Origin of the sequence: Lysobacter sp. 2RAF19, assembly GCF_052115395.1 — a bacterium.
Taxonomy (GTDB): domain Bacteria; phylum Pseudomonadota; class Gammaproteobacteria; order Xanthomonadales; family Xanthomonadaceae; genus Noviluteimonas.
This window is the reverse complement of record NZ_JBFRGO010000001.1, coordinates 772,419-798,869: the sequence shown is the minus strand read 5'-3', so window position 1 is coordinate 798,869 and position 26,451 is coordinate 772,419. Positions and strand designations below refer to the sequence as shown.

At 66.8% G+C, this 26,451-nt stretch carries 18 protein-coding genes; 12 read left to right on the top strand and 6 right to left on the bottom strand.

Annotated features, from left to right (window positions below; all coding sequences use genetic code 11):
• The first annotated feature begins 28 nt into the window (after positions 1-28).
• Together AB4059_RS03870 and AB4059_RS03865 are read left to right on the top strand one after the other, a co-directional pair.
• Positions 29-1,570 carry a serine hydrolase domain-containing protein gene (locus AB4059_RS03870; protein WP_498976750.1) on the top strand — a complete coding sequence of 514 codons (1,542 nt, stop codon included), beginning with the start codon at positions 29-31 and terminating at the stop codon, positions 1,568-1,570.
• A 44-nt stretch (positions 1,571-1,614) separates the two neighbouring features.
• Positions 1,615-2,004 carry a hypothetical protein gene (locus tag AB4059_RS03865; RefSeq protein ID WP_498976748.1) on the top strand — a complete coding sequence of 130 codons (390 nt, stop codon included), beginning with the start codon at positions 1,615-1,617 and terminating at the stop codon, positions 2,002-2,004.
• Positions 2,005-2,025: 21 nt separating this feature from the next.
• On the opposite strand, the gene AB4059_RS03860 is transcribed toward AB4059_RS03865, so the two are convergent.
• Positions 2,026-2,433 (bottom strand): ExbD/TolR family protein, encoded by a 408-nt coding sequence (locus AB4059_RS03860; protein WP_498976746.1) that lies wholly within the window; start codon positions 2,431-2,433, stop codon positions 2,026-2,028.
• A 361-nt stretch (positions 2,434-2,794) separates the two neighbouring features.
• Here AB4059_RS03860 and AB4059_RS03855 point away from each other — a divergent pair, with 361 nt between their 5' ends.
• Positions 2,795-3,904 carry a right-handed parallel beta-helix repeat-containing protein gene (locus AB4059_RS03855; RefSeq protein ID WP_498976744.1) on the top strand — a complete coding sequence of 370 codons (1,110 nt, stop codon included), beginning with the start codon at positions 2,795-2,797 and terminating at the stop codon, positions 3,902-3,904.
• 85 nt (positions 3,905-3,989) lie between these two features.
• Here AB4059_RS03855 and AB4059_RS03850 read toward each other — a convergent pair whose 3' ends face one another.
• Both AB4059_RS03850 and AB4059_RS03845 read right to left on the bottom strand, forming a co-directional pair.
• Complete coding sequence (locus AB4059_RS03850; RefSeq protein WP_498976742.1) at positions 3,990-4,547, bottom strand: hypothetical protein; 558 nt, start codon at positions 4,545-4,547, stop codon at positions 3,990-3,992.
• 78 nt (positions 4,548-4,625) lie between these two features.
• The gene (locus tag AB4059_RS03845; protein WP_498976740.1) at positions 4,626-6,128 is read right to left on the bottom strand and encodes a hypothetical protein; all 1,503 of its coding nucleotides are present in this window, start codon (positions 6,126-6,128) and stop codon (positions 4,626-4,628) included.
• A gap of 125 nt (positions 6,129-6,253) precedes the next feature.
• Here AB4059_RS03845 and zwf point away from each other — a divergent pair, with 125 nt between their 5' ends.
• From zwf to AB4059_RS03815, 6 genes are all read left to right on the top strand, one after another.
• Positions 6,254-7,714, top strand: coding sequence for a glucose-6-phosphate dehydrogenase (gene zwf / locus AB4059_RS03840; protein ID WP_498976738.1), 1,461 nt, complete (start codon positions 6,254-6,256; stop codon positions 7,712-7,714).
• Positions 7,714-8,415: a 6-phosphogluconolactonase gene (gene pgl, locus AB4059_RS03835; RefSeq protein ID WP_498976736.1), complete on the top strand. Its 702-nt coding sequence runs from the start codon at positions 7,714-7,716 to the stop codon at positions 8,413-8,415. The genes zwf and pgl overlap by 1 nt, the downstream gene beginning before the upstream one ends.
• A complete protein-coding gene (gene edd / locus AB4059_RS03830; protein ID WP_498977830.1) occupies positions 8,412-10,256 on the top strand; it encodes a phosphogluconate dehydratase in 1,845 nt (614 codons plus the stop codon). Before pgl ends, edd begins: the two co-directional genes overlap by 4 nt.
• Entirely contained in the window at positions 10,253-11,236 is a 984-nt protein-coding gene (gene glk, locus AB4059_RS03825) for a glucokinase (protein ID WP_498976734.1), read from the top strand. Before edd ends, glk begins: the two co-directional genes overlap by 4 nt.
• Positions 11,237-11,256: 20 nt before the next feature.
• Entirely contained in the window at positions 11,257-11,886 is a 630-nt protein-coding gene (eda, locus tag AB4059_RS03820) for a bifunctional 4-hydroxy-2-oxoglutarate aldolase/2-dehydro-3-deoxy-phosphogluconate aldolase (RefSeq protein ID WP_498977828.1), read from the top strand.
• Between the two features lie 95 nt (positions 11,887-11,981).
• Positions 11,982-12,227 (top strand): hypothetical protein, encoded by a 246-nt coding sequence (locus tag AB4059_RS03815; protein WP_498976732.1) that lies wholly within the window; start codon positions 11,982-11,984, stop codon positions 12,225-12,227.
• A gap of 86 nt (positions 12,228-12,313) precedes the next feature.
• Here AB4059_RS03815 and AB4059_RS03810 read toward each other — a convergent pair whose 3' ends face one another.
• Positions 12,314-15,115: a TonB-dependent receptor gene (locus AB4059_RS03810; protein ID WP_498976730.1), complete on the bottom strand. Its 2,802-nt coding sequence runs from the start codon at positions 15,113-15,115 to the stop codon at positions 12,314-12,316.
• Positions 15,116-15,359: 244 nt separating this feature from the next.
• On the opposite strand from AB4059_RS03810, the gene AB4059_RS03805 reads away from it, so the two are divergent.
• Together AB4059_RS03805 and AB4059_RS03800 are read left to right on the top strand one after the other, a co-directional pair.
• The gene (locus AB4059_RS03805; RefSeq protein WP_498976728.1) at positions 15,360-17,927 is read left to right on the top strand and encodes an alpha-amylase family glycosyl hydrolase; all 2,568 of its coding nucleotides are present in this window, start codon (positions 15,360-15,362) and stop codon (positions 17,925-17,927) included.
• Positions 17,928-17,957: 30 nt separating this feature from the next.
• Positions 17,958-19,373, top strand: a complete 1,416-nt coding sequence (locus tag AB4059_RS03800) for a sugar porter family MFS transporter (protein WP_498976726.1) — start codon at positions 17,958-17,960, stop codon at positions 19,371-19,373.
• Between the two features lie 185 nt (positions 19,374-19,558).
• Here the strand turns inward: AB4059_RS03800 and AB4059_RS03795 are convergent, their stop codons facing one another.
• On the bottom strand, positions 19,559-22,486 hold the full coding sequence (locus AB4059_RS03795) for an alpha-1,6-glucosidase domain-containing protein (RefSeq protein ID WP_498976724.1): 2,928 nt from the start codon (positions 22,484-22,486) through the stop codon (positions 19,559-19,561).
• A gap of 53 nt (positions 22,487-22,539) precedes the next feature.
• Positions 22,540-24,153: an alpha-glucosidase family protein gene (locus AB4059_RS03790; RefSeq protein WP_498976722.1), complete on the bottom strand. Its 1,614-nt coding sequence runs from the start codon at positions 24,151-24,153 to the stop codon at positions 22,540-22,542.
• A gap of 206 nt (positions 24,154-24,359) precedes the next feature.
• On the opposite strand from AB4059_RS03790, the gene AB4059_RS03785 reads away from it, so the two are divergent.
• Entirely contained in the window at positions 24,360-26,447 is a 2,088-nt protein-coding gene (locus tag AB4059_RS03785; protein WP_498976720.1) for a glucosidase family protein, read from the top strand.
• The last annotated feature ends 4 nt before the right edge of the window (positions 26,448-26,451 follow it).

Genomic DNA, 26,451 nt, shown 5'->3' with positions numbered 1-26,451 from the left:
CCGGGCCGCCGTTTTTTTCGGGGAATCAATGAAGCGATTATTTGCATCGGCCCTGTGCCTGCTCGCCTTTGGCGCGCAGGCACAGTCGTCTTCGTACGACCGCATCGTCGACGACACGGTCGCCCGCTACAAACTCCCCGGCATCGCCGTCGGCGTGATCGAAGGCGGGAAGGTCGCCTACGCGACCACGCGCGGCGAAACGCTGGCCGGCAGCGGCCACGCACTGACCTCGAAGTCGCTCTTCAAGATCGCATCGAACTCCAAGGCGATGACCGCCAGCGTGCTCGCGCGCCTGGTCGACCAGGGCAAGTTGCGCTGGGACGATCCGGTCACCAAGTACCTGCCGCAGTTCGCGATGTACGACCCGTGGGTCACGAAGAACATGCAGGTGCGCGATCTGCTCGTGCACAACAGCGGCCTGCCGGAAGGCGGCGGCGATCTGATGCTGTGGCCCGAGCCGAACCACTTCACGCGCGGGGACATCATCGGCGGGCTGAAATACATCAAGCCGGCTTACAGCTTCCGATCGGGGTATGCGTACGACAACCTGTTGTACGTCGTCGCCGGCGAAGTCGCCGCGGCCGCGGGCGGGGCCTCGTATGAAACGCTCGTGCAACGCGAGGTTTTCGACCCCCTGCGGATGACGCGTTGCAAGGTCGGTGCGTTCGACCGCGACTCGGTGGGCGATGTCGCACAGCCGCACGCGCGCGGGGAGGGCATGCATTACAAGCCGGGCGACAACGTCGATGGCGCGCAGGTGCCCGAGATCACGTCGGCCGCCGCCGGCGGCATCCGCTGTAGCCTGGACGACATGTTGCGCTGGATGCAGGCCTGGCTCGCGCCCGATGCACGGGACAAGGCGTGGTTGTCCGATGCGCAACGCAAGGAAATGTGGAAGGCGCGCACGCCGATGCCGATTTCGGCGCGGCGCGTGAAGTGGGACAAGACGCACGCGCTCGCGTATGCGTACGGCTTCCGCCTGGCCGATGTGGACGGGCAGTGGACGGTTTCGCATACCGGCACCTTGTCGGGCATGTATTCGTCGATGGTGTTGCTGCCCGACATGCGCAGCGGCTTCGTCTTCATGATCAACGCGGATGCCGACGATACGCGCACGGTGCTGTCGGAAGTGTTGACCAAGCACTTCACCAAGCCCGGCGCCGACACGACGATCGCGCCTTACGCCGACGAAATCGAAGCCGAGTGGAAACAAGCCGAGGCCGCGGCCAAGCCCCACACCAAGCCCGACGGGAAGCGCGTCGTGCTCAAGCCGCCGATCGATGCGCAGCGCATGGGCACCTGGCGCGATCCGTGGTTCGGCGTGGTGCGCCTGTGTCCGGTCAACGGCCGCTTGCAGTGGACGTCGGAGAAATCACCGCTGATGACCGGTGCCATCGTCACCGTCGATGGCCAGTGGCGCATCGATTGGGACGAAGACCGCATGGATCTGGAAGCCTGGGTCGATTTCGACAAGGGCCACATGCGCATGCGCAAAGTCGATCCGGAAGGCGATTTCAGCTCCGATTTCGAAGACCTCGATTTCACGCGAACGGGGGATTGCCCGCCGTAAGGCGTTACATTGGTGCCCCGCGGCCCTCGGCAACGGAGCGCCCCATGCGATCGCAGACCCTGCAACGCTTCCTCGCATCGATCTTCCTCGTCCTCGGCACGTGGTGCATGTTGCTGCCGCGGATGGTGGAGCAACTGACGATCCGCCCCGAGCACCAGGTGCTTACGCCGGCCTCGTCGGTGTTCATCGCGTGCTTCGGGGCGCAGGCGGTGCTGTGCGGGGCGATCATCTGGTTCGCGAAGTTCACGCCGAAGACCTTCCTCGCCTTCGGGTTGCTCGGGTCGATCCCGTTCTTCGTCTTCAATTGGTACTTCTACTTCGTGCAGCCCATCTTTACGAAGTGGATGCTGCTCGACTTCGCCGGCAACGTCCTGATCCTCGCCTGCGGGCTTGTCGGCTACCGCATCTCGCATCGCGAGCACCCGCTCGGCTGAGCGGGCGCCCGCGCGCGCCCCTCATTGGACAAAACTGATGTGCTTGAGTTGGGCGGCGTTCGCATCCGCCAGTACGCGCGTCACCAGGCCGTAATCCGAATCGCCCCTGGCGTCGATGACCAGCATCGGCGGATGCGCGGGATCGCGCTGGGCTTCCACTTCCAGCAGCGACCGCAGGCCGGAGACTGGCTGCACGGCGCCATTCCAGGTGAGCGATCCGTCGGCGTGGATGCCGATCTCGATACGTTGCGGTTTGATTGGGCTGGGCGGGCCGGGATGCGGGAGCGTGAAGTCCACGGCCTTGGTGACCGCCGGTGCGGCGACCATGAAGATGATCAGCAGGACGAGCAGCACGTCGACGAGCGGGGTGATGTTGATCGCGGCGAAGTCGCGGTCGTTGGAGCCCTGTGCGAAAGCGGAGACGGCCATGGCGCATCCTCCTGACGCGGGCGCGTTGCCCGGTTGCCTGTAACGCTACGCCGGACCTCACATTTGGCGCAAGGGCGTGGTTTTCCGGAATTCCCGAAGCCGATTTCACGTGAAGCCAACATCACGCCGCGCGCATGATTCGCGCGTTTCACGCACGGCTTCTCGGTTTAAGGTTTTCCTAACATCACGAAAACACCGCGTTGAGCGCGTTTTTTTCGCATTCAGATTTTCAAACTGAACCATACATGCGGCGCAATCCGCAGTTTTTGCATTTCGCGCTAGCCAAAATTCACGCGGTCTCTACATTTGCCCTCGCCGAGCGGGAAACCGCTTTCTCTCCAAGACCCGAGGGTTTCTCCAAATGTTGCAGTCCAACATCGCGCGCCGCACCTTCCTCAAGAACTCCGCCCTGTGCGCGGTCCCGCTGCTGATCGGTGGCGTTTCCCTGCCGGCCTTCGCGCTGACGACCCCGCCGACGCGCGCCCGCGGCACGGCGCTGTTGAACGTCAAGAATTACGGTGCGCTCGGCAATGGCGTGAAGGACGACACCGCCGCCATCCAAGCCGCCATCAACGCGCTGCCGACCACCGGCGGCACGGTGCAGGTCCCGGCCGGCACGTACATGATCGACACCTCCAAGAAGATCAACCTGCGCAGCAAGATGCACTTCCAGCTGCTGCCGGGCGCGATCCTCAAGGCGAAGACCTCGTCGCTGACGCGCCACTACATCATCTACATCAACGACAAGTCCGACGTCGAAATCTCCGGCGGCCAGCTGATCGGCGACCGCGCCACGCACGTCTACGCCGGCGGCGGCACGCATGAGTGGGGCCACGGCATCCAGTGCCTCGGCGGCGTTCGCGTCACCATCCGCGACACCCGCATCGCCGACTGCACCGGCGACGGCGTCTGCATCGGCGGCTCGGCCAGCGACGTGGTGATCGCCAACATCATCTCGACGAACAACCGTCGCCAGGGCCTGTCGATCACCAACTGCACCAACGTCAAGGCGTACGACTCGGAGTTCAGCTTCACCAACGGCACCGCGCCGGAGTGCGGCATCGACATCGAGCCGGACAACGACTGGACCGCCAGCAACGTGCTGATCCAGAACTGCCGCATGAACGACAACAAGAAGTACGGCGTCAACATCTGGAACCGTTCTTCCAACATCACGTTCGACGGCTGCACCTTCGAGCGCAACGGCAGCCTGGGCATGGGCACGGTCGGCGTCACCGGCCTGACGGTGAAGAACAGCACGTTCCGCCTGAACTCGGCGACCGGCGTGGTGTACAACACCAACTCCAAGACCGTCTCGCACAGCAACAACCTGTCGTACCAGAACTACACCCGCCTGGGCGCCAAGGTCCGCACGCCGTTCACGCAGACCGGCTGGACGAGCAAGATCGAGCGCGACCTGCTGATGCGCAACGGCGCGCAGGTGGTGGTCGGTACGAACAACTTCCAGTAAGGAAGTACGCAAACGCTGTCGCACTCGTCGGCGACAACGCAGGAGGGCCCCCGAGCTATCGATCGGGGGCCTTTTTTTTGCGCGCTCAGTGCACCGGGATCATCAGGTGCTGGTAGGGCGTGCCGGCCCACATGACGTAGGGAACGCCGGTGTCGGGATCGGCCTTGCCCGGGTACATCGCGTAAAACTCGGGCGAGGCGCCGACCACCATCACGTGCGGGCCGGTCTGGACCCAGTGGTTCGCTTTCGATGGCGCGGTCGCATACGGATCGGTGTTGCTCGCGTCCGTCCCGCCTTCGAGCATGTACATCAGCCCGATCTTGCCGGCGGTCGGCGTCTTCTTCGCCATCCATGCGTTCGCCCACTCCATCGCGGAGGCATCCATGCACATCGGATCGGGGCCGGGCGTGGTGGGGTTGTCGGGCATGCAGGTGAATCCGTTGCTGCCTTCGCGCAAGGTGCGCGCAACCCCCTTGTCGTCGACGACGATGACCTTGGCGCCCGCGGCGACTTTCGCCGGCGCGGCCTTGGTGGCGCTGTGGATGAGTTGGTCGTCGGAAGGCGCCGCTTTTTTGTCCTTTTCGCTCGCGGCGGTCGCGCAGGCGGCCGTGCACAGGGCGAGCACCAGGAGGGTTCTGGACATGGGGGATCTCCACGGTCGGAAAGCCGGATGCATCTCCGGCGGTTCCAACAACGCAAAGCGTGCGGGGCGACGGTCGGGTTAACCCGTTTTGTCGGCACCTTGTTGCGATGCGCGACGCTTGGGGTATTGCGTGAGCGCGCGCGCGTAGGCGGCGTGCGCATTCGCGCGCTGGCCGAGTTGCAGATACAGATCGCCGAGCAATTCCTGTGCGGGGAGCGTCGGGCCGGGCGTGACGGCATGTTTCGGCGTCGAGGCTTCCAGCGCGGCGGCGGCTTCGAGTTTTTCGATCGCTTCTTTCGGATGGCCGTTGGCGTTGGCAATCGCGCTTTCCAGTTCCAGCCGCAGCATGTGGATGTTGCGCTCGAACAGGGATTCGCCGGCGGCCCCCATCTTCTGTTGCAACACGCCCAGGCGATCCATCGCCGCGAGCGCATCGGCTTTCGCGCCGGTATGCGCCGCACCCAGGCCGTGCGCGAATTGCGCGATGGCTTCCGGCCACGCGTACTTGTCCCATTCCACCCACGCCGGCGTGCGCGGTTGCAGCTTCGCGGCCGCGGCCCAGTCGCGCGTTTCCAGCGGAATGCGCGCCTGCACCGACGCCAGGTGGAACGCGGTCTTGAACGAAGGCTGCAGATGTTGCGTGGCGAGCAGGCGATCGCGCTGCTTCTTCGCATCGGCGACATCGCCCTGTTGCAGATAGCCGTAGACGAGATATTCGATCGCATGCGGGAACTCGTCCCACACGTACTGGCCTTTGTCGCCGGCCGGATACCGAAGCGCCGCATCGGCCGCGCGCAGGTTGCCGCGCACCACGCCGGCCCAATCCCCCTGGCGCGTGTAGACATGCGTGGGCATGTGCAGCGCGTGCGGGTTGTCGGGGGCGATGGTTTCGTAGCGATGCACGACGTCGGCGGACTCGCGTTCGCGACCGGGCACGTCGTCGGCATGCACGAGGTAATGCATCGCGCCGGGGTGGTCGGGGTCTTCGCGCAACACGGCCGTCAGCAGCGCCGCGGCGGCGTCGGCGTTCTCGCGCGTCGCGCGATCCTGCGGCGTGGTCGCGAGCAATCCCAGCGCGGCGAAGGCGCTGGCGTCGTGGTCCTTCGGGAAATCCGCGTGCACTTTCTGCGACGCATCGGACCAGCGCCGGATGCGCGCCCAGTAGTCATCGGCCTCGGGTTTCTCGAAGAAAGCCGCGGCCGCGTCGATGAATTCGCGCTCGCGCGCATCCTCCGAACCCAGGGCGCGCGCTTTGCCGACTTCCTCCCAGCCGAGCTTGCGCTCTGTCAGGTCCGGCCGCGTGGGCCATAGCGGCTGGAAGTGCGTCATCGCCACGCCCCAGTGGGCCATGGCGCATTTGGGGTCCTTCCCGGCGATGGCGGCGAAGGCCTTGCGCGCCTGCGGGTAGGTCATGTGGTGGAGCAGGGTGAGCGCGCGGTCGAAGTCGGCGCGCACGCCGGGCGCGCAATGGACGTGGAAGTCGGCCGTGCCCCCATGGCCGGCGTGCGGGTCGCCCGCGCCGGCCTGGCCGATGAAAACGCATGAAAACGCGAGCGCCGCGCGACGCAGAGTCTGTTTCATGGTCCGTCTCCCGGGTCTGGCCGGATCGTAGCAGCGCCTTTGCATACGTAATCACCGCCGCCGTCACCGCAGATACGTCCAATGCGGTTTACGCTTCGGGCTCGCCCCTTCCCCATTCAGGTCGCATGCCCGGCAACTGCGCTTGTCTCCTCGTGATCTTCGGCGCCTCCGGCGACCTGGCGCAGCGCATGCTGCTGCCTTCGCTCTACGGCCTCCAGCACGCCGGGCTGCTCACGCCCGAGCTGCGCATCCTCGGCACCGCGCGCAGCGCGATGGACGACGCGACGTTCCGCGCGCAGGTCGCCGATGCGGTGCGCCGCAACGTGCCGGAAGCCGATCTCAACGAAGCCTCGCTGGAAACACTGCTCGAACGCATCACCTATCACGCGGCCGACAGCGGCGACGCCGAATCGATGCAGCGCCTGGGCGAACGCATCACGTCGCTGCGCACCGGCGAAATCCTCTATCACCTCAGCACCGCGCCGCGTTTCTACGTGCCGATCTGCGTCGCGCTCGGTGCGCTCGGCCTCGCCGGGCCGGGCACGCGCGTGATGCTGGAAAAGCCGATCGGCACCGACCTGGCCAGCGCGACCAACATCAACGACGGCGTGGCGCGCGTGTTCGACGAGGACCGCGTGTTCCGCGTCGACCATTACCTGGGCAAGGAAGGCGTGCAGAACCTGATCGCGTTGCGTTTCGGCAACGCGATGTTCGAACCGCTGTGGAATGCGCGCCATATCCAGCACGTGCAGATCACGGTGGCCGAGACCGTCGGCGTCGAAGGCCGCGGCGATTACTACGACACCAGTGGCGCGATGCGCGACATGATGCAGAACCACCTGCTGCAACTGGTGTGCCTGACCGCGATGGAGCCGCCGGCGCGTTTCGAACCCACCGCCGTGCGCAACGAGAAGATCAAGGTGCTGCGTTCGCTGCGCCGCATCGGGCCGGGCGAGGTGCAGACCGAAACGGTGACGGGCCAATACACCTCCGGCGCCGTCGGCGGCAAAGTCGTGCCGGGTTATGCGGAAGAACTCGGCCGGCCCAGCCGCACCGAAACCTTCGTCGCATTGCGCGCGCACATCGACAACTGGCGCTGGTCCGGCGTGCCGTTCTACCTGCGCACGGGCAAGCGCATGCCGCGCCGCGCCACCGAGATCCACCTGCAGTTCCGCGCCGTGCCGCATTCGATCTTCGATCCGCGCGCGAAGATCGCGCCCAACGCGCTGACCATCCGCCTGCAGCCCGAGGAACGCATCGAGCTGCGCCTGATGAGCAAGACGCCGGGCCTGGATCGCGCGGGCCTGCAGTTGTCGCAGGTCGCGCTGGACCTGGACATGCACGAGGAATTCGCCGCGGCCTCGCGTCGTCCTGCCTATGAGCGCCTGTATCTCGACGCGCTCGAAGGCGTCGGCACGCTGTTCGTGCGCCGCGACGAAACCGAAGCGGCGTGGGAGTGGGTCGATGCCGTCATCGACGGTTGGCGCACGAACGACATCTCCCCGAAACCGTATCCCGCCGGCACCTGGGGCCCGGCCAGCGCCGTGGCGATGACCGAACGCCACGGACATACCTGGCGCGAGTGATGGGCTGGGTCGAACACGATTACCGCGATCCGGACGCGCTGGCCAAGGCGCTCGCGCAGACGCTGCACCTTGCGTGCCGCGATGCGATCGCCGCACGCGGCCGCGCGGTGCTCGCGCTTGCCGGCGGTCGCACGCCGTTTCCCGCGTATCGCGCGCTCGCATCGATGCCCCTGGATTGGGCGAGCGTCGTGCTGATGCCGAGCGACGAACGCTGCGTGCCGCACGATCATCCGGCGTGCAACGTCGCCGAGTTGCGCAATGCCTTCGCCGACGCACGCGGGGTCGTCATCGAATCGCTGACCACGCCCGATGGCGATCCGGCGCGTTCGGAAGCACACGCGCGCACGCGCCTGGCCGCGTATCCCGACGCGTTCGATGCGATCGTGCTCGGCATGGGCCAGGACGCGCACACTGCCTCCTTGTTTCCCGGTGCGCCGCAGTTGCACGCGGCGCTCGACCTCGACAACGCAGCCGACGCCCTACGCGTCGACCCGCACCCCCTCCCACCCGAAGCGCCCTTCCCGCGCATCAGCCTGACCCTGTCGCGCCTGCTGCGCACGCGCGCGCTGCACCTGGCGCTCACCGGCCAGGCCAAGCGCGATGTCCTGCAGGCCGCGCGCGCATCCGGCAACATGGCGCGTCATCCGGTCGCCGCGCTGGCCGAAGGGCAAGCGACCGTGCAAACGCATTGGAGTCCCTGATGATGCATCCCGTCGTCGCCCGCGTCACCGAACGCATCGTCGAACGCAGCCGCACCACGCGCGCCGATTACCTCGCGCGCATGGCGCAGGCCGCGGCCGATCGCGAAGGCGGGCCGTCGCGGCAACGCCTGAGCTGCGGCAATCTCGCGCACGGCTTCGCGGCCGCCGGCGACGACAAGCCGCGCCTGCGCGGCGGCAGCGCCGGCAATATCGGCATCGTCACCGCCTACAACGACGTGATCTCCTCGCACCAGCCGATGGAGCAGTACCCGACGCTGATCCGCATGGCCGCGCGCAATGCCGGCGGCAGCGCGCAGGTCGCCGGCGGCGTGCCGGCGATGTGCGATGGCGTGACGCAGGGCCGCACGGGCATGGAGTTGTCGCTGTTCTCGCGCGACAACATCGCGATGGCCACCGCGGTCTCCCTCTCGCACGACATGTTCGACGCGGTGCTGTGCCTGGGCGTGTGCGACAAGATCGTGCCGGGCCTGTTGATCGGCGCGCTGAGTTTCGGCCACCTGCCGGCGATCTTCGTGCCGTCCGGGCCGATGCCGCAGGGGCTGACCAACAAGGAAAAGGCCGCGGTCCGCCAGCGTTATGCGGAAGGCAAGGCCACGCGCGAAGAGTTGCTCGATGCCGAAGCCGCGTCCTACCACGCGCCGGGCACCTGCACGTTCTACGGCACCGCCAATTCCAACGAGACGATGATGGAAGCGATGGGCCTGCACATGCCGGGCACCGCGTTCGTCAATCCCGGCACGCCCTTGCGCGATGCGCTCACCGTCGCTGCGGCGGAGCAGGCGCTGCGCATTTCGAAGCTCGGCGACGACTATCGTCCGCTGTGCAAGACCGTCGACGAACGCGCGATCGTCAACGCGATGGTCGCACTGGCGGCCACGGGGGGATCGACCAACCATGCGATCCATCTGGTCGCGATGGCGCGCGCGGCCGGTGTGCGGATCGATTGGGACGATCTGGATGAACTCTCGCGCGTCACGCCGCTGATCGTCCGCGCGTATCCCAACGGCGCGGCCGACATCAATCATTTCCACGCCGCCGGCGGCATCGGGTTCGTGCTGCGCGAGTTGATCGACGCCGGCCTGGTGCACGCCGACATTCCCTGCGTGCATGGCGGCGACCTGCGGCAGCAGGCGATGGAGCCTTGGCTGGATGGCACGACGCTGCGCTGGCGCGAAGGCCCGAAGGATTCGCTCGACCTGACCGTCGTGCGCCCGGTCGCCGATCCCTTCGACAAGGAAGGCGGCCTGCGCCGCGTGCAGGGCAACCTCGGGCGCGGAATCGTGAAGATTTCCGCGGTCTCGCCCGAATACCGGAAGATCGAAGCGCCGGCGCGCATTTTCGAATCGCAGGACGATTTGTTGGTGGCCTTCAAGGCCGGCACCTTGCAGGGCGACCTGGTCGCCGTCATCCGCGGGCAGGGCCCGCGCGCCAACGGCATGCCCGAGTTGCACAAGCTCACGCCGACGCTGGCGGCGATGCAGGATCGCGGGCAGCGCGTGGCCTTGCTCACCGACGGGCGCATGTCGGGCGCATCGGGCAAGGTGCTCTCGGCCATCCACGTCACGCCCGAAGCGGCCGATGGCGGGCCGATCTCGAAACTGCGCGACGGCGACCGCATCCGCATCGATTCCGATGCCGGCACGATCGATGTCGACGTCCCCGCCGCGGAGTGGGACGCACGCGAAGTGCAACACGGCGACCTGCGCGCCAACCGCGTCGGCTTCGGCCGCGAGTTGTTCGCGATGATGCGTGCGCAGGTCGGTACGGCGGAGTCGGGCGGCAGCGCCTTGTTCCTCGATGAAGACCGGAGCGCGCGATGACGTCGGTCGCCCTGGTCGCCGACATCGGCGGCACCAACGCACGCTTCGCGCTGACCGATCTCGACGCGCCCACGCCTGCACTGCGCGAGATGCAGGCGCTGAAGGCTTCGGAATTCGCGAGCCTGGAGCATGCGATCGAGCATTACCTCGCCTCGGTCGGCGTCGCGCCCAAGCGCGGCGCACTCGCGGTCGCGAGCCCCGCCGACACCGACGAGATCCGCCTGACCAATCGCGCGTGGTCGTTTTCGCGCTCGGCATTGCAGCGCACGCTCGGGTTCGACGAATTGCGCGTCATCAACGACTTCGGCGCGATCGCGTGGGCCGTGCCCGCGCTGACGCAGGCCGATCGCGAAACCCTGCACGGGCCGGTCTCGGGCCCCTTGCATGGCCCGGTCACCGTGATGGGGCCCGGCACCGGGCTGGGCGTGGCCTTGCTCGTCGGAAGCGATGCGCATGGCTGGCATCCGGTCGAAACCGAAGGCGGGCACGTGACCTTCGCGCCCATCGGCGACGAAGAGCAGGCGATCGCGCGCTGGCTGACCGCATTGCACGGCCGCTGTTCGAACGAGCGCGTGTTGTGCGGGGCGGGCCTGGCGCAAATCGATGCGGTGTTGCGCGGCATGGCCAACGACATCGGCGCCAAGCCGGCCCTGCGCGATCCGGCGGTGATCGTCGCCGCGGCGCTGGAGGGCCACGACATGGCTGCGCGGCGTGCGTTGGCGCGTTTCTGTTCCGTGCTCGGCAGCGTGTCGGGCGATGCGGCGCTGATCCATGGCGCGCGCACGCTGGTGATCGCCGGCGGCATGGTGCCGCGCTTCGTGCCGTTCCTGCGCAGCAGCAATTTTCGCGAACGATTCCTGGCGAAAGGGCGCTTCGTCGCCTATCTGGAAGGCATCACCATCCACGTGATCACCCATCCGCAGCCGGGCTTGCTCGGCGCGGCGACCGCTTTGCGGGCGAGGGCGGGAGGCAACGCATGAACTGGACCAACGAAAAACGCATGGCCGCGGCCGACGCGATCCTCGACGCGGCCCCCGTCATGCCCGTGCTCACCATCGCGCACCTGGACGATGCCGTGCCGCTGGCGCGCGCGCTCGTCGACAACGGGTTGCCGGTGCTCGAAATCACCCTGCGCACGCCGATCGCGCTGGAAGCCATCGCACGCATCGCGCGTGAAGTGCCCGATGCGATCGTCGGCGCGGGCACGGTGTTGCGTGCCGACGACCTGCGCGCGATGGTGGATGTCGGCGCGCGTTTCGCGATCGCGCCGGGTTCGACCGATGCCTTGTACGAAGCCGCCGCGCAATCCCCGATTCCCTTCATTCCCGCGATCGCCACGGCGAGCGAGTTGATGCGCGGGCTCGAATTCGGGCATGCGCGCTTCAAGTTCTTCGCGGCCGAATCCTCGGGCGGCATCGCGGCCCTGAAGGCCTTCGCCGGGCCCTTCGGCCATGTGAAGTTCTGCCCGACCGGCGGCATCGATGCGGCGAAGGCGCCGGCCTACCTGGCCTTGCCGAACGTTTCGACCGTCGGCGGTTCCTGGATGGTGCCGAAGGCCGCACTCGACGCGCGCGACTGGACGACGATCGGGCGCCTGGCCGCCGAGTGCACGCGCCTGCGAGGCGCGTAAGTCTTCCCGAACTCCTACAGCGCGCCGCGGCATCCACCGATGCCGCGGCGTTTTCGTTTGCGCGAGGCTGGCGCCAACATCACAGGGAGCGTGACATGCGCATCGAAGCGGTCCACATCGGCATGAAGGAACCCGAACTGCGCGCCGCCCTCGGTGCGCCGTACCGCGTGCAGCTGGCAGGCGCGTCGATGATCTACCGCTGGCAGGACGCGCACGAAGAGGCGCAGGCGTGCCAATGGTTGCGCGTGCGCCTGAAACGCGTGCGCGGGCAGGGCCTGGCGAACGCGGTCGTGGATGAAGTCGTGGGCCGCTGCGATGGGGTTGCGATCGCGATGCCGTGAGCCTCGACATCGCGCGCCCAAAAAAACCCCTGCCGGAGGGCCGGCAGGGGTGGAGGGTCACACGGTCTCGCGTTTGATGCGTTGGATCAGAACTTGTAGCTCACGCCCAGCAGGTAGGTGCGGCCCCACTCGATGTTCTCGAGCGGGCGGTCCTTGGAGGTGGTGTAGGTGCGGTACGGCGCGTTGGTGAGATTGCTGGCCTGCAGGAGCATGGTGAAGCCCTTCAGTGCCGAACCCTCGCCGAACGCGTAGCTCACCTGCGCGTCGGTCTGGTCCTCGCCTTCGACGAACCGCAACGTGCGCTCGGCGGCGAAGTTGCTGATCTCGCCGATGAAGTCCGAACGCCAGCGCTGGTTGATGCGCGCTTCGAAGCCGCCGTGCGTGTAGTACGCCGTGAAGTTGTACACCTCGTCCGACAGGCCCGGCAGCGAGATGTCCTGCGAACCCACGCTCGACACGCTGCCCGGATCCGGCGGGATCGAGATGTTGCTGTCGAAGAATGACGCGCTGGCGACGACGCCGAAGCCTTCGGCCGCGTCCCAGAACAGGTCCAGCGGCAGCGAGGCCGTCAGTTCCAGGCCCTGCAGGTAGCCGCCCTTCGCGTTGTACGGCGCGGTGAAGCTGCCGATCGGCGTGGTGGGCTGCGGGGTGAGGTCGGGCGTGATGAAGGGCGTGAAGTCGTACGCGCGACGCTCGGTGTAGATGTAGGTCACCAGGTCCTTGTAGAAGGCCGCGGCGGACACGTAACCCTTGGTGCCGTCGAAGTACTTCTCGTAGGAGACGTCGTACGCGTTCGCGCGCCACGGATCGAGCAGCGGGTTGCCGCCCGAGCCGACGACCGTGCCGATGTCCGGGCCGCCGGTGGCGACGCCGAATTCGAACGAGGAGCGCAGCTGGTCGAGGCGGGCGCGCGCAACCTGGCGGGCGGCGGCGAAGCGCAGCGTCTGGTCGTGCGAGAACGAGAACGCGAGGTTCAGACTCGGCAGCCAGTCGGTGTAGGTCTTGCCATTGCCGTACGGGATGCGGTTCTGGCCGGCCGGCTGCGAGGGATCCCAGTAGTACGAATCCGACGACTGGTCGGTGTGCTGCATCTGGATGCCGACGTTGCCGCGCACCGGGATCGAGCCCCAGGTCGTGTCGATGTTGCCGCGCAGCCAACCGGAGGTGATGTCTTCGTTGATCGTCCAGGCCTTGCCGACCAGGTACGACGCGTCCTCACCCGGGTTGAAGGTCATGTAGCGCGCCACGGCGCCCGGCACGTTCCAGGACGGCACGTAGCCCACGCCGGCGAAGGTCAGGTCGACCAGGCCGTACTGCAGGTCCGGTGCGATCGTGGTGACGCCCTGCGGGCCGAGGTTGATGTTGCCTTCGGGCTGGCGCTTGTCCTTCTCGCGCGTGGCGTAGTTCGCGCCGACGTCCCAATCCGAGAACATGCTTTCGAGGAAGGGCGAGGCGAAGTTCAGGTTGAACTTGGCGCTCTTGAGTTCATCGACGACCTTCGGCGTCTTGCCGTAACCCGAACCGTAGATCGTGTTGGCGAGGAACAGGCTGTTGGAATCGGAGTAATCGCGGCCCGGATGGATCGTGGCGAAGCCCGATTCGGGGAAGTTCAGCTGCAGCGTGTCGAACGACGGGTTCGGCAACAGCTGCGTATTGTTTTCCAGGCTCAGCTCGTCGCGGTGCGACTTCGACCAGCTGATGTCGGTGGTCAGGTTCACCCGGTCGTTGAGGCGGATCGCATTGGCCCAACCCACGCCGTCGATCGTGTCTTCGCGCTTGTTGTACATGCCGCGCACGAGCGGGTAGGCGTTGGTCAGCGTGCCGCCGACGAGGGTGCCGTTGCCGTTGACGTTCGGCGTCCACACCTGCCCGACGGGATTGCCGTTGTAGTTGAAGTTCGCCTCGAACTGGTTCGCGGTGTCTTCCTGCACGGCCGAGGTGTGGAAGATGTCCAGCGTGGAGGTCCACTCGCTGATCGGCGCGAACTGCACGGTGGCCATCGCCGCGTTGCGGCGGATGTAACCGGTGCGGCGCAGCGCCTTGCCGCCGTCGGTGACGAAGGTGTTGTCCGGCACGCCGTTGCGGTTGATGTTGGCCGCCGCATTGGTGCGCGTCCACGGCTCGTACAGGCCGGTCTGCTCTTCCTGGATCGGAATGTCCGAATGCGAGAAGCCCAGCGCCAGGCCGAGGTCGCCGCCGGCCATCTGCGTGATCGCGCTGGCGTTGATGCGGTTGCCGTCGCCATCGGCGTTGGCCGCCGAGCCGAGCGAGTTGCGCTGGTAACGCGCGCTGAGCGCGTACACCGGCTTGTCGAAGTCGAGCGGGCGCACGGTGCGCATGTCGATGGTGCCCGACAGGCCCTGGCCCACCAGCGCGGCGTCCGGCGTCTTGTAGACGGTCACGCCCGCCATGAGTTCGGAGGGGTACTGGTCGAATTCGACCGAGCGGTTGTCGCCGGTGCTGACCATTTCGCGGCCGTTGAGCAGCGTGGTCGCGAAGTCGGGCGACAGGCCGCGGACGCTGATCACCTGCGCGCGTCCGCCGACGCGTTGCGCGGCAAGGCCCGGCAGGCGCGAGATCGATTCGGCGATGGAGATGTCGGGCAGCTTGCCGATGTCTTCGGCCGAGATGGCTTCGACGATCGAGGTCGATTCCTTCTTGATCGTGTTGGCTTGCTCGATACCGACGCGGATGCCCTGGACGGTGACCGTCTGGAGCTGCTTGGCCTGTTGCTTGGCGGCCAGTTGCTCCGGCGTTTCCTTTTCCTGCGGCTTGGCTGCGGTGTCGCTGGTGGTGCTGGTGGTCGACTGCGCCCAGGCGCCCGTCGCCAGCATCATCGTGGCCGACGCGAGCGCCACGCTGAGCAGGTTGCGTTTCAGATGCTGCATTTGGTCCCCTCCGAAAGATGTTTTCCCCGTGACGGATGGTAGGCGCAGGGCCGGGGCCGCCGACGTTTTCTGCATACGTATTCATTACGGCCGCTTGTCGGGCCATCCGCGCCGGTGTCGCGATGCGTGGAATAGTCCGGACCACGCCTTCCTCGCCCGACCTCGCCCCATGCATTCAGCTCCACGCTCGCCTCGCACCGCGCAGTTACGGGCCCCGGCCCGGCTCGGGGCATGGCTGGCGTGCGTGCTCGCGAGCGCGGGGACGGCCTGGGCGGCGGCGCCGCAACAGGGTCCGCAGCACATTCCCTCGCCCGACTGGCGCGACCAGGTCCTGTATCTGTTGATGATCGATCGCTTCGCCGATGGCGATCGCAGCAACGACGACCAGCACGCCGGCGAGTTCGATCCCGGGGACGGCGCCAAGTGGAGCGGTGGCGACCTGCGCGGCGTGACCGAACACATTCCCTATATCAAGGCGCTCGGCGCGACCGGCGTGTGGATCACGCCCCCGGTGGCCAACCAGTGGTGGAGCCCGCGCGCGCACTACGGCGGTTACCACGGGTATTGGGCGACGGATTTCTCGAAGGTCGACGCGCACTTCGGCACGCTCGCCGATTACCAAGCCCTCGCGCGCGCGCTGCACGGCGAGCAGATGGTGCTGGTGCAGGACATCGTGGTGAACCACACCGCGGATTTCTTCCGCTACGAAGAGGTGCCCGATCCGGCCGATCCCGCGCGTGGCCTGTCCTTCGTGCGCGACACGCAGGGGCAGGGCGCGCCGACGCAGACGCCGTTCGACCGCAACGATCCGCGCGATCCGGCGCAACGCGCGCAGGCGATCTATCACTGGACGCCCGACATCCGCGATTTCGGCAGCGACACGCAACGCCTGACCTGGCAATTGGCGGGCCTGGACGACATCGATACCGAATCGCCCGAAGTGCGCCGCGCCTTGCGTGCCACCTACGGGAACTGGATCCGCGACGTGGGCGTCGACGGGTTCCGCGTCGACACCGCGTTCTACGTGCCGCCGGCGTTCTTCGTCGATTTCCTGCACGCCGACGATCCGCAGGCGCCGGGCATCGCGCAGGTCGCGAACGCGACCGGGCGCAAGGAGTTCCATGTCTTCGGCGAAGGTTTCGCGCTCGACAAGCCTTTCGACGACACGCAATCGCGGCGCATCGATGCCTATATGCGCATGCCCGACGGGACGCGCGCGTTGCCGGGCATGATCGACTTCCCGCTCTACGGCACGGCGCTGGATGTCTTCGCGCGCGGCGCGCCGACGGCGCAACTGGGCGATCGCATCCGCCGCCGCATGCAGGTGTTCGCCGATCCGTGGCGCATGCCGACCTTCCTCGACAACCATGACGTGGACCGCTTCCTCGCCCAAGGCGACGAGACGGCGTTGAAGCAGGCGCTGTTGATGTTGATGACGCTGCCCGGCATTCCCGTGATCTGGCAGGGCACCGAGCAGGGCTTCACGGAAATGCGCGGATCGATGTTCGCGGGCGGATACGGTTCGGGTGGCCACGACAACTTCGATGTGTCCTCGCCGCTGTACCAGTACCTGCAGCGCGTGATCGCACTGCGTCGCGGCGACACGCTCTTTTCGCGCGGCACGCCGACGGTGTTGCGCGAAAACCGCGTGGGCCCGGGCCCCATCGCGTGGCGCGTGCAGGGGCCGGACGGCGCCATCGCGATCGTGGCGATCAATACCGCCAGCCACAGCGTGTTGCTCGACAACCTCGACACCGGCGCGGCGCCGGACTCGGCGCTCTCCACGGTATTCGCCGTCGATGCGGAGATCCCGTCGATCGCCGTCGACGCGCACGGCCGCGCGACCGCGCTGTTGCCGCCGCGCTCGGGCGTGGTGTGGAAGGCGCTCGGCGCATGGGCGCCGCCGTCGATCGGCATGCGCCCGCCGACGATCGATCCCTTGCCGCAGGACCTGTTCACCGACGACTTCACCGTGCGCGGCACGTCGATCGGTTCGGAGCCGGTGCGGATCGTGATCGACGACGATGCGGTCCACGGCCGCGTCGTCACGCCGAAGGACGGCCACTGGGAAGCGCTGATCGATACCACGCGCATGATCGACCCCGAAGTCGAACACGCCGTGGTCGTCTACGAGAGCGCGACGAAGAACGCGAGCGAACGCCGAACCTTCAAGGTCGCGCGCCCCTGGAAGCTGGGGGTGTTCCTCGACGATCCGCAGGGCGACGACACCGGCCCGGCTGGGCGCTACACCTATCCCACCGATGCCGGTTATGCGGACCATCCGGGCGACATCGAACATGTCGCGATTTCCACCTCGGGCGGCGCGATGCAGATCGTGCTGCGCATGCGCGCGCTATCGACGGCGTGGAATCCGCCCAACGGGTTCGACCACGTGGCGTTCTCGATCTTCATCGACCTGCCGAAAACACGCGGCGGCGCCACCGCGATGCCGCTGCAGAACGCCGTGCTTCCCGACGGGATGGAGTGGGACGTCCACCTGCGCGCGAACGGGTGGACGAACGCCGTGTTCTCCGCCAGCGGCGCGTCGCCGACCATCGAAGGCATGCCGATCACGCCGGCCGCGCGCATGCGCGTGGATGCGAAGGCGCGCACGATCACCTTCACCCTGCCGCCCACGACGCTGTTGCGCGCGAACGACCTGGAAAACGCGCGCGTGTACGTGACGACCTGGGACTACGACGGCGGCTGGCGCGCGCTCGCGCCGCAGGCCGGTCCGCATGCCTTCGGCGGTGGCGACGCGACGCGCGATCCGCGCGTGCTCGACGCCGTCGGCCCGCTCAAGATTCCGTAAGCACACCGCACACCCTGGGGGAAAGATCGAATGAATACAGCCGCACCCGCGATCGAACAGCACGCCACCATCCGCGTGTTGTTGATCTCCGCCTGCGCCGCATTGGGCGGCTTCTTGTTCGGCTACGACACCGCGGTGATCAACGGGGCGGTCGACGCGATCCGCGGTGAATTCGGATTGAGCGCGACGGCGACGGGATTCGCGGTGTCCTGCGCCCTGCTCGGTTCCGCGCTGGGCGCGTGGTACGCAGGGCCGCTGGCCGATCGCTTCGGGCGCGTGCACACCATGCGCGTGGCGGCGGCCTTCCTTGCCGTCAGCGCGCTGGGGGCGGGGCTCGCGTTCGGCGTGTGGGACCTGATCCTGTGGCGCATCGTGGGCGGTATCGGCGTTGGCGTCGCGTCGGTGATCGCGCCGACCTACATCGCCGAGGTCTCGCCGGCGCACGTGCGCGGACGCCTGGGTTCGATGCAGCAGCTCGCCATCGTGCTCGGCATCTTCGCTTCGCTGCTCACCGATGCCTGGCTGGCGAACAGTGCGGGCGGTGCGGCGCAGCCCTTGTGGTTCGGGCTGGGCGCGTGGCGGTGGATGTTCCTGGCGGCGATCGTGCCGGCGCTGATCTACGGCGTGCTCGTGTTCGGCGTGCCCGAATCGCCGCGCCATCTCGTCGCCAAGGGCCGGCTGGAGCAGGCCAAGCGCGTGTTGCGCGATGTGCTCGACATGAAGAGCGAAACGGCGCTGGAGGCGAAGGTCGCCGATATCCGCGACAGCCTGCGTTCGGAGGTCGTGCCGCGCCTGTCCGATCTGCGCGGGCCGCGCATGGGGCTGTTGCCGATCGTGTGGGTGGGGATCCTGTTGTCGGTGTTCCAGCAGTTCGTCGGCATCAACGTGATTTTCTATTACAGCGCGACGCTGTGGCATTCGGTCGGGTTCAGCGAGGCCGATTCGTTCGAGATCACGGTGGCGACGTCGGTGGTCAATGTGTTGGTGACCCTGGTGGCGATCGCGTTGGTCGACAAGGTGGGGCGCAAGCCCTTGTTGTTGGTCGGATCGGCGGGGATGGCGGTGACGTTGGGCGCGATGGCGCTGTGTTTCGCGAATGCGGTTGCGACGGCCGATGGGCTGTCGTTGCCGGCGCCCTGGAACATGGTGGCGTTGGTGTCGGCGAATTTGTACGTGGTGTGTTTCGGGTTGAGTTGGGGGCCGATGGTGTGGGTGTTGTTGGGGGAGATGTTCCCCAATCGGATTCGGGCGATTGCGTTGGCGGTCGCGGCTTCGGCGCAGTGGATCGCCAACTTTGTGATTACGGCTACGTTTCCGGGGCTGGCTGAGGTTGGGTTGGCGTTTGCCTACGGGTTGTATGCGGCGTTTGCGGTGGTGTCTTACATCTTTGTGTATCGCGCGGTTCGTGAGACCAAGGGGATGGAGTTGGAGCAGATGACGGGGTGAGTGCGTAGTAGAGCGCGCTCGAAACCGGGCTTGCGCGTCGCCCGAACGTGGGGAGTTCCAAACTTTTTTGGGAAAAAAGTTTGAAACTCCCCACGCTGGGGCATCACCTTGCGGGTCGCTTCGATCAGGAGCTTTTCGCCCGAGCGGTCATTGGGGGCTGCAAAGCTAGCTTTGCAGGTCGCCGATCATTTTCGGGGGAATGCCCACTGCAGGAACTGGGCCAGCATTTCTGCCCACGAGGATTGGCGGTGAATGCCGCCCTCCAGTTCTACGACTTTGACGTCGTTGTTGCCGCGTTTGCGCAGTAGCATGGCCACGTCTTTCGCGTCGTCGATCACGTCGATGACGCCGTTCTTGTCGCGGTCGCTGTCTTCTTCCTTGGTTCCTGCCGCGAAGTACGCGCGCAGGCCGTGCTTGGGCGGGGAAGTGGCGAGGAGGTTTTGTGCGATGCCTGCCTTGTTGTCGTTCGACAGCCAGAACGAGGGGGAGAAGGCGCCGATCTGGCCGAAGACTTCGGGGTAGTTCCAGCCGAGGGAGAAGGCGTTGATGCCGCCGAGGGACCAGCCGAGGATGGTGCGGCCGTTTGCGTTGGGCTGGGTGTTCCAGTGGGTGTCGACGTAGGGGATCAGTGTGCGGACGACCCATTCGGAATAGGCCTGTGCGTTCGCGCCGACGGGGCCGTATTTCGTGGGTGCGATGACGCTTTGTGCCTTGGCGCGGTCGGCGAGGCCGTAGCCGGCCATGCGGTCTCGCGGCATGTGGATGGCGACGAGGATGAAGGGGGCGACGTCGTTGCGCAGTTTTTCCATCGTGTCGCGGACGTGGACGTCGGGCAGGTCCTGGCCGTCGTCGAGGTAGAGGACGGGGTAGTGCTTGTTCGTGTCGTAGTCGGCGGGGCGTTGGATGTCGACGGTGATGTCTTCGTCTTCCGGCAGGTGTGCGGGGAGGTGGATGGTCAGCAGGTCGGGGAGCACCTTGCTCTCGGGCTGCACGAACACCACGGCGGTGCGCGGGGGGATCGTGAATTGGCCCGTTGCTTTGTCGAAGCGGGCGTCGCGGGCGCGTTGGTCGCCGGCGGTCGGCGAGAGGTGGACGGGGTGCAGGATCCAGGGTTCGCCGCGTGAGGCGGGCAGGATGACGGTGCGCGCTTGCGTGGCGGCGTTGAGGAAGTACTGCACGGCGGGGAAACGCGCGCCTTCCAGGCCCTTGCCGTCGATGCGGGCGGCGATGAGGTCGGGCGTGTTCGTTTGCGGGAACGTGAGTCTTGCGATGACCGCGTCGCGGGTGGGCAGGCGGAAGAGGGTCGAGCTCGCGCGGATGCGCAGCAAATCGCGGAAGGCATCGCGCATGAAGGCGATGTCCTGCGGGCGTGCGCCCTGGCCGTTGTCGCGATAAGACCAGTCGAGGTGGTTCGCCGCGTCGCCGGAGTCGAAGCTGTTTCCATCGAGTTTCTTCGAGCGCAGCACGTCGATGCCTGCGTGGAAGTAGGCGATGCCCTGGCTGAAGGCCGTGGTCGCGGTGCCGAGCAGTTGCACGCGCGCGCGTTCGTCTGGCGGCGTGTCCTTCGGCAACTTCAATTGGTCGATGTCGTACAGCGTCTGGTTGTCGTGGTTCTCGACGTAGTTGACGACTTCGCCGGGTTGCGTTGCGTAGCCCGCGGGTTGGCCGTGATAGTCGATGTTCGACAGCGGTCGTCCGTCGAGCAGGTAGTCGCGCAGCGTGCCCGCCAGGCCCACGCGCACCATGTCGACGTTCGTGGGGTTGGCGCCACCATTGATCCAGCCCTTCGATTCGACCAGTGCAGGCATCTTGTCGCCGGGGCCGCCGCCGCGCACGGCGTCGCGTGCGCGGTCGCTGAAGGTCGCGATGCCCGAGCCACCGAGCGAAAGTTGCGAGGCCTGCACGAACCGCTTGCCGTCGGCGACTTCGCCGAAGTTCCAGCCTTCGCCGATCAGCGGGACATCGTGGCCGGTCGCGGTTTTCAACGCACGCTGCAAGTCTTCCATCGCCGCGCGGGGTTGGTGGCCCATCAGGTCGAAGCGGAAGGAATCGATGCCGTATTGCGTGGCCCACAGCACGACCGAGTCGCGCATGAGCTTGGCCATCATGCGATGTTCGGTGGCGGTGTTCGCGCAACAGGTCGAGGTCGCGAGCGTGCCGTCGTCGTTGTAGCGGTGGTAATAGCCGGGCACGATGCGATCGAGCACCGACCACGGCGCCTGGCCGGCGGCCATCGTGTGGTTGTAGACCACGTCCATGCCCACGCGCAGGTTGGCGGCGTGCAGCGCCTGCACCATGCGGCGGAATTCGACGATGCGCGCGATGCCGTCCGCATCGCTCGCGTAACTGCCTTCGGGTGCGTTGAAGTGGACCGGGTCGTAGCCCCAGTTGAAGCAATCGTGCGCGGCGTCGCCATTGGGATCGCAATCGCGCTCGGGAACGGTCGCGAAGTCGAACACCGGGAGCAAGTGAATGTCGGTCACGCCCGCGTCGGCGAGTGCGCGCAGGTGGCGCATGCCGGCCGATTGCGTATCGGTGAATGCGAGGTACTTGCCGCGATGCGCGACGGGAACGGTGGCGTCGTCGCGCGAGAAATCGCGGACGTGGAGTTCGTAGATCACCAGGTCGGTTTGAGACGCGATGCGTTTGGGCGTCGCTTTCGGGTCCCAGCCTTCCGGTTTGGTGGCCGCCGAATCCAGGTCGACGTACAGGCTCCGCGTGCCGTTCGCCGCGAGCGCAACGGCGTAGGGGTCGGTGACGCGTTGGCGGACCAGGTTGTTACCGACCACGACGTCGACCAGGTACAGGTAATACGTGCCTTCGCGCAGGGGCACATCGGCGCGCCAGCCGCCGGTGCGTTCGTCGCGTTGCATCGCATGCAGGGCCGTCGATGTCGAACGCGGGCCGTCGTACACGCACACGGCCACGCTTCTCGCGGTCGGGGCCCACAGCACGACGCCCTTCCACGAAGCACCCAACGCGAGCGATTCGGCCGCATCGCCGTATTTCGCGTCCAGCTCGACAGGCGAAAGTGTTTCGTCGGCCAGCGGGTGCACGCGCGTGGCGAGCACCGTCGACGGCGCGGGATCATCGCAATCGGCGCGCGTCGGCAACGCAGCGAGCGCGGGCCCGGCGCTGCACGCGACGCAAAGCGCCGCGAGCGCTTTCAGAGCGCGGCGTACACCACGCCGCGCGGCGGCAGCAGCAGGCGCCCGTCGCGGATCGCCCCGGCCGTCGTGCCCGGGGCTTGCAACGGCGTCGCCCCGCCATGCTCGGGAAGTGTCCATTCGACCTCGGCGTCCGACAGATTGAAGGCGACCAGCATGGACTGCGCCGCGTCACGGCGGACGAAACACAGGATCGGCTCGGGCGCATCGAGGAAGGCGATGGCGCCGTCCACGAGCGCGGCCTGCTGCTTGCGCCACTGCAGGAACGCACGCGCGCCGTTGAGCACCGAGCCGGCGTCCGCCGCCTGCTTGGCGACATTGATCGCGCGATGCGCCTCCGGCACGGGCAACCACGGCTTTTCGACCGAGAACCCGCCGTTGGGCGCATCGGACCACGGCATCGGCGTGCGGCAGCCGTCGCGGCCCTTGAAGTTCGGCCAGAAGGTGATGCCGTACGGATCCTGCAGATCTTCGAAGGCGACCTCGGCTTCGGTCAGCCCGAGTTCCTCGCCCTGGTACAGACAGACCGAACCGCGCAGCGAACTCACCAGCGCAATCAATTGCCCGGCCAGCGCCGCATCGTCCTTGCCATTGCCCCAGCGCGACACCGCCCGCACGACGTCGTGGTTGGAGATCGCCCAGCACGGCCAGCCATCGGGCATCTTCGCTTCGAGCGTTTCCACGGTCATGCGGATGTAGGCCGCACTGCGATCGTCGGTCAGCAATTCGAAGCTGTAGCCCATGTGCAGGCGTTTTTCACCGACGTACTCGGCCATCGTCGCCAGCGAGTCTTCCGAAGAGATCTCGCCGAGCGAAGTCGCGCCGGGATAACGATCGAGCAGGGCGCGCAGGTCTTCGAGGAAGCGCAGGTTTTCCGGCTGCGTGTTGTTGTGCCAGTGATACTGGAACGCATACGGGTTGTCGGCGCTGAAGCCGCGGCCGGTGCGCAATTCGGCGGGCTTGGGCGGGTTGTCGCGCAGCTTTGCGTCGTGGAAGCAGAAGTTGATCGCATCCAGGCGCAGGCCGTCGACGCCGCGGTCGAGCCAGAACTTCACGTTGTCGAGCGTCGCCGCCTGCACGTCCGGGTTGTGGAAGTTCAGGTCGGGCTGCGAGGCGAGGAAGTTGTGCAGGAAGTATTGGCCGCGGCGCGGTTCCCAGCGCCATGCCACGCCGCCGAAGATCGACAGCCAGTTGTTGGGCGGCGTGCCATCGGGTTTGGCGTCGGCCCACACGTACCAATCGTGCTTCGGGTTGGCGCGCGAAGTGCGGCTTTCGGTGAACCACTGGTGCTCGATCGAGGTGTGGCTGAGCACCTGGTCGATCATCACGCGCAAACCCAGCGCATGCGCCTTGGCCAGCACGCGGTCGAAATCGGCGAGCGTGCCGAACAAGGGATCGACCGCGCGATAGTCGGCGATGTCGTAGCCGAAGTCGGCCATCGGCGATTTGAAGAACGGCGAGATCCAGATCGCGTCGACGCCGAGGCTGGCCACGTAGTCCAGTCGATCGAGGATGCCGGGGAGGTCGCCGACGCCGTCGCCGTCCGTGTCCAGGAAGCTGCGCGGGTAGATCTGGTAGATCACCGCGCCACGCCACCAGCGATTGTTGTCCATGCGTTCCCTCGAAATGCCTGCTGCGCGCGTGCGGTTCCCGACGCAGCGCCGTGCGCCATCTTCCACGGCACGGGCGGAGCCGCGCATTGAATACGTTTGCAGGCGGGCCGTCCATCCGAAGGTCGCTCGACTACCATGGGGCAACGAAAGGGGGGCGCATGGCCGGTGGGTTACCGCGGGGCTTGGCAGGAGTGGCGGGCTGCCTGGTGGCATTGCTCCCGGCGCTCGCCATGGCCGGCGCCCCGGCGATGGAAACCCGGACGGCCAGCGCGGAATTCGACCGCCTGTTCGTGCTCGCGCAGACCGAATTGGAGAAGGACAAGGTCGACGCGATCACCGACTGGTCGTTCAACGATCAGAAACCGTACCCGTGCGTGTGTTTCGAAACCGGCGAGAAGTGGCATTACGTGTGGACGCGCGATCTGTCGTATGCGGCGGACCTGGCGTTGGCGCGGCTGGATCCGGAGCGGACGAAGACCTCGTTGCGGTTCAAGCTGGGCGCGGTGCGCAACCCGAAGGTCGCCGGCTACGACAGGCCCGGGTTCCTGGAAGTCGCCCAGGACACCGGCTCGGGCGGGAGTTGGCCGGTCAGCACCGATCGCGTCGCCTGGTTCCTCGCCGCGCGCCACCTGGTGGACGACGCGGCCTTCCGGGGCGACGTCGAGCGCGCGCTCTTCGGCACGTTGATGGCCGATCGCACCTTCGCGTTCGATGCGCGGATGGGCCTGTATCGCGGCGAGACCTCCTTCCTGGACTGGCGCGAACAGAACTACCCGGCGTGGACGGCGAAGGACACGACCTTCATCGCCGAATCCTTCGCGCTGTCGACCAACGTGCTGCATTACCAGGCGCTGCGCCTGGCCGATCGCCTGGACCGCGAACGGAGCGGCCGCGCGCTCCCCGGGCATTACACCCACGAAGCCGACGCACTGCGCGATGCCATCAACCGCCACTTCTGGAATGAAGACCGCGGCATGTACATGAGCTACATCGGCACCGCGTTCCATCCGGTGCCGGTGGAGAGTTTCGACCTGTTGGGCACGTCGCTGGCGATCACCTCCGGCGTCGCGCCGTCCAATCGCGCGCAACGCGCGCTGGCGAACTACCCGGTCGCCGAACTCGGAAGCCCGGTCATCTGGCCGCAGCAGCCCGATACGCCGATCTACCACAACCGCGCGATGTGGCCCTTCGTCAGCGAGTACGCGCTGCGCGCCGCACGCACCACGCGCAACCCCGAACGCATCGTCTTCGAGATCCGTTCGCTGATGCGCGGCGCGGCGAAGGCCGGTTCGAACATGGAGAACTTCGAACTCACCACGCAAAGCGTGCATTTCGACGACGGCAAGCTAAGCGGGCCGGTGGTGAATTCGCCGCGACAACTGTGGTCGGTGGCCGCGTACCTGGACATGGTGATGCGCGGCGTGTTCGGCGTCGAAGACGACGGGTCGGTGCAGCCGATGATTCCGGCGCAGTTGGTGCCGGACCTGTTCGGCGCGAAGGACAGCATCGTGCTGGAGCTGCCCGAGCGCAGCATCGTCCTGCGCAAGCCGAAGTCGCTCGGCAATGCCACGCTCCTGGTGGGCGGAACGCAGCGCACGGAGGGACGGCAGACCATCGTCGATCTCGTGCCACGCGACGTTCCCGTGCAGCGGCTGCATCGCAACGGCGCGCAATTCGCACCCCCGCAGCCGCAGGCGCCGCAACCGGTGCGCGACGGTGATGCCTGGGCAATCGCCATGGCGGCGGGCACGGTGCTTTACGCCGACGGAAAGCGCGTCGAACGAGTCGATGGCGATACGTCGATCAAGGTGCCGGTAACGGGTGTCTCGCAGTGTTTCAGCGCGACGCGCATCGCCGACGACATCGAATCGCTGCCGTCCCGCACCACCTGCGTGGGTCCCTCGCAAACGCTGACCGGCGATTGGCCGCGGACCTGGAAGGTGCCGAAAACCGGCCGCTATCGCGTCACGCTCCGCTATCGAAACGCCAACGGCCCGATCAACACCGGCATCACCGCCGGCGTCAGAACCCTGAAGCTGTCGTGCAGCAAGAAGAGCGATTGCGATGGAGCGCGCTTCGGCAAACTCGTCCTGCCGCACAACGAAGCGCAGACCGATTCGACGTCCGCCGTCTTCGAAGCGAAGGCCGGCGCCGAATGCAGGTTCAGCATCGGGGGCGGCACGAACATGAGCGACCTGGATCACTTCATCCATTACACCGGCGGAAAGGGCGGGGCTTCGGGCCCGCTCAATCAAGCCGATATCGGCACGCTCACGATCGTGCCGCTACCCTGAGTTC